Origin of the sequence: Microbacterium sp., assembly GCF_035277845.1 — a bacterium.
In the GTDB taxonomy this organism is placed as follows: Bacteria; Actinomycetota; Actinomycetes; order Actinomycetales; family Microbacteriaceae; genus Microbacterium.
In genome coordinates this window covers 1-7,836 of record NZ_DATEJS010000173.1, presented here as the reverse complement: position 1 = coordinate 7,836, position 7,836 = coordinate 1, and the positions used below count along the sequence as shown (strand labels likewise).

The window sequence follows — 7,836 nt, the reverse complement described above, 5'->3', positions numbered from 1 at the left end:
CTCAACGACCGGGGGAAGAGGGACGCGCGACAGGATGCTGCGTTTCGGCTCGCTTCGCTCGCTCAACGACCGGGGGAAGAGGGACGCGCGGAAGTGACCGCGTTTCGGCTCGCTGCGCTCGCTCAACGACCGGGGGAAGAGGACGCGCGACAGGATGCTGCGTTTCGGCTCGCTTCGCTCGCTCAACGACCGGGGGAAGAGGGACGCCGGGGCGTCAGGCGGGGGCGTGGGACTGCAGGAACTCGTAGACGTCGGTGGCGTCCACGCCGGGGAACGCGCCGGTGGGCAGGGTCGCGAGCAGCGTGCGCGGGGTGCGCACGTTCGGCCAGGAGGCGGCGCGCCAGGCGTTCTCGAGCTCCGCGGGGGCGCGGCGGCAGCACACTTCGTCGGCGTGCTTGGAGACGCCGCGGTTGGGGGTGTCGCGTCCGAGGAACCACTTCGTGTCGTCGAACCGCACCCCGACGGACACGGAGTGCGCGCCCTCGCTCGACATCTCCACGCGGGCGGTGCACCAGTAAGTGCCGTTTCCGGTGTCGGTGTACTGGTAGTACGGGTTGAACTTGTCGGGGGTGTCGAACACCACGCGGGACGTCCACTTGCGGCAGCACAGCTGCCCCTCGATCGCGCCGAGGCGGTCGGTCGGGAAGTTCACGTCGTCGTTCTCGTACGCCTTCGTGATGGTGCCCGACTCGTGCACCTTCAGGAAGTGCACGCGCAGACCCAGGTGGCGCGTCGCGAGGTTCGTGAACCGGTGCGCCGCCGTCTCGTACGACACGGCGTACGTGTCGCGGAGGTCCTCGATCGAGATCGCCCGGTCTTTCTTGGCATCCTGCAGCACGGGCACGACGTGGGCCTCGGGCATCAGCAGGGCGCCGGCGAGGTAGTTGGTCTCCACTCGCTGCCGCAGGAAGTCGGCGTAGCTCGTCGGCTCCGCGTGCCCCAGGATCTGGCTCGCGAGCGCCTGCAGCACCGCGGTGCGCGGGTCGCCGTGGGTCGTCAGCCGACTCGACAGGTAGAGCCGTCCGTTGCGCAGATCGGCGACGCTGCGGGTGGTCTGCGGCAGGTCGGGCACGTAGTGGATCGAGAACCCCAGGTGCGCGGCGATGTCGGACGCCCCGCGCTGGGTCAACGGGCCGCCCGGGTGGTCGATCGCGTCGAGGATGCCGCGGGCCTGCGCCTCGAGGTCCTCGAAGTAGTTGTCCCTCGTGCGCATCAGCCGGCGCAGCTCGACGTTCGCGCGCCGGGCCTCCTCGGGCGTCGCCGCCCGCTCGTCGCGCAGCCGGTCGATCTCGGCGTGCAGCGCCAGCATCGCCCGCAGGGCCTCGGTCGGCACGGCCTTGCCGATGCGGAACGGCGCGATGCCGAGCGCCTGGAAGGTCTGACCCTTCATGGCGCGCTCGAGCGCCAGCTCCGCCTCGCCGCGCTCGTCGAGCGGCTGCGCCTCGAGCACGTCGTCGAGGCTCGCGCCCAGCGCCCGGGCGATCGCCTGCAACAGGGTCAGCTTCGGCTCGCGCTTGCCGGTCTCGATCATCGACAGCTGGCTCGGCGCGCGGCCGATCGCCGCTGCGAGCTCGTCGAGGGTCATGCCGCGCGCGGTGCGCAGGCCCCGGATGCGGCGGCCGAGCGCCAGGGCGTCGAGCTCTTCGTCGAGGTCCGTCATGGAGGCGATTGTTCCTCAGAAACAGAAGATCGGCAACTCTTCACAGTCGATCTGGTCTTTTCGGGTCGGATTCTTCACTCATCGTGGTCTCAAGCCACCCATCCTCGGTCGTTGAGCGAGCGAAGCGGTGACGAAACGCGTCGGCTCACTGCGTTTCGTCTCGTCGCTTCGCTCCTCACTCAACGACCGGGGCTCAGCAAAGGACCCCGATCATGACTCTTCTCATCGACTCCCCGACCATCGAGCTGGCGGGTGCGAACGCAGCAGACCACCCGCACATCCTCACCCCCGACGCCCTCGCGTTCGTCGCCGAGCTGCACGACCGGTTCGACCGGCGCCGCCGCGATCGCCTCGCCGACCGCCTGCGGCAGAATTTCCGCATCGGCAACGGCCACGACCCGGCCTTCCCGGACGACACCGACCACATCCGCCAGGATGCCTCGTGGCAGGTCGCCGGTCCCGGCCCGGGCCTCGAAGACCGCCGCGTGATCATCAGCGGACCGGTCGACACGGCATCCACCCGCCGCGCCCTGACCTCGGGCGCCAAGGTGTGGCTTGCCGACCTCGAAGACGGCACCTCCCCCACCTGGCGCAACCTCGCCGGGGCGCAGTCGACCCTGGCCGCCGCGATCCGCCACCAGCAGCCCGGCGACGGCAGCCCGACGATCGTGCTGCGCCCGCGCGGCTGGCACATGCCGGAGCGCCACGTGCAGTACACGGACCGGGCCGGCATCCGGCGCGACGCATCCGGCGCCCTCGTCGACTTCGGCCTATACGTGCACCACAACGCGCAGGCTCTCATCGCCGCGGGCCGCGGGCCGTACTTCTCGCTGCCGAAGATCGAGGGCGCCGAGGAGGCGCGCCTGTGGAACGACGTGTTCGCGTTCACCGAGGAGCGGCTCGGGATGCCGCACGGCACCATCCGCGCCATGGTGCTCATCGAGACCCTCCCGGCCGCGTTCGAGATGGAGGAGATCCTCTTCGCACTGCGCGACTACTGTGCGGGCCTCACCGCAGGCCGCTGGGACTACCTGTTCTCGATCATCCGCGCGTACCGCGGCCGCAGTGCCCGGTTCGTGCTGCCCGACCGCAACGAGGTCACCGCATCCGTGCCGTTCCTGCACGCGTACACCGAGCTGCTGGTGCAGACGTGCCACCGGCGCGGGGCGCACGCGATCGGGGGCCTCACGACCGCGGTGCTCGACGGGCGGGATGCCGCGGGCGAGCTCGACCGCATCGCCGCCGACAAGCGCCGCGAGGCCGAGGAGGGCTTCGACGGCACCTGGGTCGCGAACCCCCGGCTCGTGCCGGCCGCCGAAGCCGAGTTCGACGCCGTGCTGGGCGCCGACCCGAGCCAGCGGGACCGCCAGCGCGGCGACGTCGAGGTGACCGCCCACCAGCTGATCGACGTGCGCATCGGCCGGCCGATCACCACGGCGGGCGTGCACGACAACGTGTCCACCACCATCCGGTACCTGGAGTCATGGCTGCGCGGCGTCGGCTCGGTCGTCATCGACGGCCAGCTCGAGGACGCGTCCATCGCCGAGATCTCGCGGGCGCAGGTGTGGCAGTGGGTGCACCAGGGCCAGAGCACGCAGGACGGCACCCCGATCACCCGCGGGTACATCGAGCGGACCATCGACCAGGTGCTGCGCGAGGTCGCACGGCATCCGTCCGACCGCTACTCGGACGCGGTCGAGATCTTCCGCGAGGTCGCCCTCGGCGACGACTTCCCGGCGTTCCTGACGCTCGCCGCCTACGACCGCTACCTGATCGCGTCCGAGTGACCGGACCCCGAACGACATCCCGGCAAGACGAAGGAGAGAAGCAATGACCGCTTACAACGACGACATCGACGACATCCGCACGCTCAAGGAACAGAACGGCTCCGGCTGGGACGCCATCGACCCCGAGTCGGTCGCCCGCATGCGGGCGCAGAACCGCTTCCGCACCGGGCTCGAGATCGCCCAGTACACGGCCGACATCATGCGCCGCGACATGGCCGAGTACGACGCGGACTCGTCGGTGTACACCCAGTCGCTCGGCGTGTGGCACGGGTTCATCGGGCAGCAGAAGCTCATCTCGATCAAGAAGCACCTGAAGTCGACGAACAAGCGCTACCTCTACCTGTCCGGGTGGATGGTCGCCGCCCTCCGCTCGGACTTCGGCCCCCTTCCCGACCAGTCGATGCACGAGAAGACCGCGGTGCCGGCGCTCATCGAGGAGCTGTACACGTTCCTGCGCCAGGCGGACGCACGCGAGCTGGATCTGCTGTTCACCCAGCTCGACCGGGCGCGCGCGGCCGGAGACGAGACGGGAGCGGAGTTCATCCAGTCGCAGATCGACAACCACGAGACCCACGTGGTTCCGATCATCGCCGACATCGACGCCGGCTTCGGCAACCCCGAGGCCACGTATCTGCTGGCCAAGAAGATGATCGAGGCGGGCGCCTGCGCCATCCAGATCGAGAACCAGGTCTCGGACGAGAAGCAGTGCGGTCACCAGGACGGCAAGGTCACGGTTCCGCACGAGGACTTCATCGCGAAGCTCAACGCCGTCCGGTACGCGTTCCTCGAGCTCGGCATCGAGAACGGCGTCATCGTCGCCCGCACCGACTCGCTCGGCGCCGGCCTCACGCAGAAGCTCGCCGTCACGCATCATCCCGGCGACCTCGGCGACCGGTACAACTCGTTCCTCGACGTCGAGGAGATCTCCGAGGCCGACCTCGGTGACGGCGACGTCGTCATCAAGCGCGACGGCAGACTGCTGCGCCCCAAGCGTCTCGCGAGCAACCTGTACCAGTTCCGCCCCGGCACCGGCGAGGAGCGCGTCGTCCTGGACTGCATCACGTCGCTGCGCAACGGCGCCGACCTCCTCTGGATCGAGACCGAGAAGCCGCACGTCGAGCAGATCGCCGGCATGGTCGATGCGATCCGCGCGGAGATCCCGAATGCGAAGCTCGTCTACAACAACAGCCCGTCGTTCAACTGGACGCTCAACTTCCGCCAGCAGGCGTACGACGCGCTGGCCGAGCAGGGTCAGGATGTGTCGGCGTACGACCGCAGCGACCTGATGAGCGTCGAGTACGACGACACGGAGCTGGCACGCCTCGCCGACGAGAAGATCCGCACCTTCCAGCGCGACGGCTCCGCCCGGGCGGGGATCTTCCACCACCTCATCACCCTGCCGACGTACCACACGGCCGCCCTGTCGACCGACGATCTCGCCAAGGGGTACTTCGGGGACGAGGGCATGCTCGCCTACGTGCGTGGTGTGCAGCGTCGCGAGATCCGCGAGGGCATCGCCACGGTCAAGCACCAGAACATGGCCGGCAGCGACATCGGCGACAACCACAAGGAGTACTTCGCCGGCGACGCCGCCCTCAAGGCCGGCGGTCAGCACAACACGATGAACCAGTTCGGCTGAACGCGGCAGCTGGAGTGGGCAGGATGCGGCGACCCGCACCCTGCCCACTCCTGTGAACGCGGTGAGGTCGCCGGCCGGCCAGCGCAGCCGCTCGTCCGGGCTGACGTCTCAGCCGAGCCGTTCGAGCGCCCACTCCCAGTCGATCCGCTCCTGCTCGAGTCGCACGGCCGGGCCGAAGCGATCAGTGACGAGGTCGTCGTACAGGCTCTGCTCGGCGGCATCCAGTCGCGGCAGCGCCGCATTCGTCGGTGTGCCCTCCGCGACCCACCGCGCACGGTGGCGGAGCAGAGTCTCGCGGTCCATGAGGATCGAACGAGCATGCGGCAGCCAGGCGCGCACCCGGTTCAGGATTCCGAAACCGTGCGTGTCGAGGTCGCCCCAGTACCGCACCGGAACGTCGGCGAGCCACGGCAGCGACGCCGGCTGGTCGGCGTCGTACCCCTTGCCCCACAGCACCACTCCCCGCGGACGCACCGGAACGCTGAGGTACGTGATCTCGTTCTCGACGATGAGGACGTCGGCGGGACGGGCCGAGACCGCCTGCAGTTCGTCGACACGCAGCGACATCTCGCTGAGAGCCGGCGGAAACCCGAACACCGCCGGATCGAACCGCATCCGCACCATCTGCGGTTTGGCTGTGAGTCCGAGGTCACGCGTGAATCCGGTAGCGGTCGCGGAAACCCCGAGCATCTCGGCGAGCGGCCCGCGGTGGCGTTCGATGAACTTGGTGTCGACGCGCGGCGCGGCCACCTGCCGGAGGTACTGCCCCGTCCCCCGCGCGCCGACCAGCCATCGGTGGGCGGCGAGCATCGCGGCCCATTCGTCGGCGACGGCGATCGCGTCCTGCGGATGTGCAAGAGCCCAGTCGCGCGGCACGGGGTCGCCGGCCGACATTGCGACGAGCTCGCGGAGCAGCTCGGCGGATGCCGCGGTGCCGAGCAGCTGCCAGGCCTGGGCGTAGGTCGAGACGACCGCCCGGGCGGGCACCTGGGTCGCCCCGACGAGACGCCCGCCGATCCGCATGGACTGCACCGCGTACGCGCGGCCCTCGCGGGATCCGTGGACGACGGCATCCACCCAGCCGCGCGCCGCATCGAAATGCTCGCCGAGGTCGGCTGCGGAGGGATGCCGTAGCGGAACGTCGATGGTCGGAAAGGGATCCCCGACGGCGAACGCCCGCGGGAGGGTGCCGTCGACCCAGCGCCGGCGCACCGCGTCGCGGATGCCGTCGAGGCCGGTCCACCGCGCGGGATCGGTCACGATCGCGCCGCCACGGCCGCGAGTGCGGCAGCCCGCTGCTGTTCGCGGAACTCCTCGATCGACAGGGTCTGCACCCGAGATGCCGCGCCGGTGGGATTGTCGACGAAGCCGATCGCCCGCACGTACGGCTCGATCACGTGGACCTTCTGCAGCGGCGTGACGATCAGCAGCTGCAGTCCCAGCTTCGCGAACAGCTCGAGTGCGTAGCGCGTCGAGGCATCCGACCCTCGCCCGAATGCCTCGTCGATCACGACGAACCGGAAGTCGCGGGATGCCGCCGCACCCCATTGCAGCTTGAACTGGTAGGCGAGCGAGGCCGCGAGGATCGTGTACGCGAGCTTCTCCTTCTGACCGCCGGATTTGCCGTCGGAGTCGGTGTAGTGCTCGAACTCCTCGCCGGTCTCGCGGTCCTGCTCGCTCGCGGCGAAGGTGAACCAGGTGCGCACGTCGGTCACTCGACGCGTCCAGGCACGGTCGCTGTCGGCGTGCCCCTCCCGACCCTTGAGGCGCTCGATGAGCGCACGGATCTCGGTGAACTGACGCTCGGGATCGCCGCCCTCCGCCGCGAGTGCATCGCTCGTCGCATCGCGCAGATCCGCACGGAACTGACGCACATCCTGGTTCACGGTCGGCTCGGCGGTCAGCACGATGATGCGCCCGGGGTTGTAGTCGATGGCGCGCAGCGCCTGGTTGATCGTCTCGATGCGCAGGCGGATCTCGTCGGCCTGCTTGCGCAGCCAGGCGTGGAACCCGACGAGTTCACGCACCGCGTTGGTCTTCAGCTGGTGCCGGAACTCGCTCTCGAACCGCGGCAGGTCGTCGCGCTGCACCCGGTCGTGCAGAGCCCGGAACTCGTCGATCGCCCGGATGTCGGCATCCATCTCGTCGCGCAGAGCCGGCCACTTGCGCAGGAACTCCGCCATCTGCTGCTGGATGCTGGTGGTGTAGCCGTTCATCTCGCGCTGCGCGGCGTCGATCCCGCTGTTGAGGCCGGTGACGAGCGTCTGCGCGAGGCGGTCGCAGCCCTCGATGGTGCGGATGTCCCGCCGACCCGCACGTTCGGACAATCTCACGTACAGTGCACGCGCCCGCCCGAGCATCCGCTCGTCGAGTGCCGCGAGCGTGTCGCGCTCGCGATCCCGCCGGGCCTCGAGCCCCTCGCGAGTCGTGCGCAGCGCACTGATCCTGCTGATCGCATCCTCGTACTCGTTGCGCAGCCGCTCGTCTTCGGCGTCGAGTCCCGCCAACTGCTCGTCGATGGCCGCGAGCCTGCTGGAGCCGGCGATCAGCGTCTGCCGTTCGCCTTCGAGGGTGGCCAGCTGCGCCGCCGCCGTCATGACGTCGAGGGCGGGCCAGTTCGGATACTGCTCGAGAGCCGCGAGCGCGTGCGCGCGACCCGCGAGGGCGGCGGCATCCGCGTCGATCGCGGTGAGCTGTCGCTCGATGTCGGCGAGGGCGGCATCGTGGCTCTCGAGCTCGCCGCGCAGCGC

General features: G+C 69.6%; 5 protein-coding genes. 2 read left to right on the top strand and 3 right to left on the bottom strand.

Annotated elements, in window-relative coordinates:
- Window positions 1-214: 214 nt before the first annotated feature.
- Window positions 215-1,660: a helix-turn-helix domain-containing protein gene (locus VJR25_RS07355; RefSeq protein ID WP_324114091.1), complete on the bottom strand. Its 1,446-nt coding sequence runs from the start codon at window positions 1,658-1,660 to the stop codon at window positions 215-217.
- Between the two features lie 212 nt (window positions 1,661-1,872).
- On the opposite strand from VJR25_RS07355, the gene VJR25_RS07350 reads away from it, so the two are divergent.
- Together VJR25_RS07350 and VJR25_RS07345 are read left to right on the top strand one after the other, a co-directional pair.
- Complete coding sequence (locus VJR25_RS07350) at window positions 1,873-3,447, top strand: malate synthase A (protein ID WP_324114089.1); 1,575 nt, start codon at window positions 1,873-1,875, stop codon at window positions 3,445-3,447.
- A 43-nt stretch (window positions 3,448-3,490) separates the two neighbouring features.
- Window positions 3,491-5,086 carry an isocitrate lyase gene (locus tag VJR25_RS07345; protein WP_324114087.1) on the top strand — a complete coding sequence of 532 codons (1,596 nt, stop codon included), beginning with the start codon at window positions 3,491-3,493 and terminating at the stop codon, window positions 5,084-5,086.
- A 108-nt stretch (window positions 5,087-5,194) separates the two neighbouring features.
- Here VJR25_RS07345 and VJR25_RS07340 read toward each other — a convergent pair whose 3' ends face one another.
- Together VJR25_RS07340 and VJR25_RS07335 are read right to left on the bottom strand one after the other, a co-directional pair.
- The gene (locus VJR25_RS07340; RefSeq protein WP_324114085.1) at window positions 5,195-6,346 is read right to left on the bottom strand and encodes a Wadjet anti-phage system protein JetD domain-containing protein; all 1,152 of its coding nucleotides are present in this window, start codon (window positions 6,344-6,346) and stop codon (window positions 5,195-5,197) included.
- The coding region (locus VJR25_RS07335; protein WP_324114083.1) for an SbcC/MukB-like Walker B domain-containing protein at window positions 6,343-7,836 on the bottom strand (1,494 nt) is incomplete at its 5' end. The genes VJR25_RS07335 and VJR25_RS07340, both read right to left, overlap by 4 nt.

Coding starts and splice junctions, on each gene's coding strand:
- VJR25_RS07345 (WP_324114087.1), top strand. CDS start 3,491: ATGACCGCTTACAACGACGACATCGACGACATCCGCACGCTCAAGGAA.
- VJR25_RS07350 (WP_324114089.1), top strand. CDS start 1,873: ATGACTCTTCTCATCGACTCCCCGACCATCGAGCTGGCGGGTGCGAAC.
- VJR25_RS07355 (WP_324114091.1), bottom strand. CDS start 1,660: ATGACGGACCTCGACGAAGAGCTCGACGCCCTGGCGCTCGGCCGCCGC.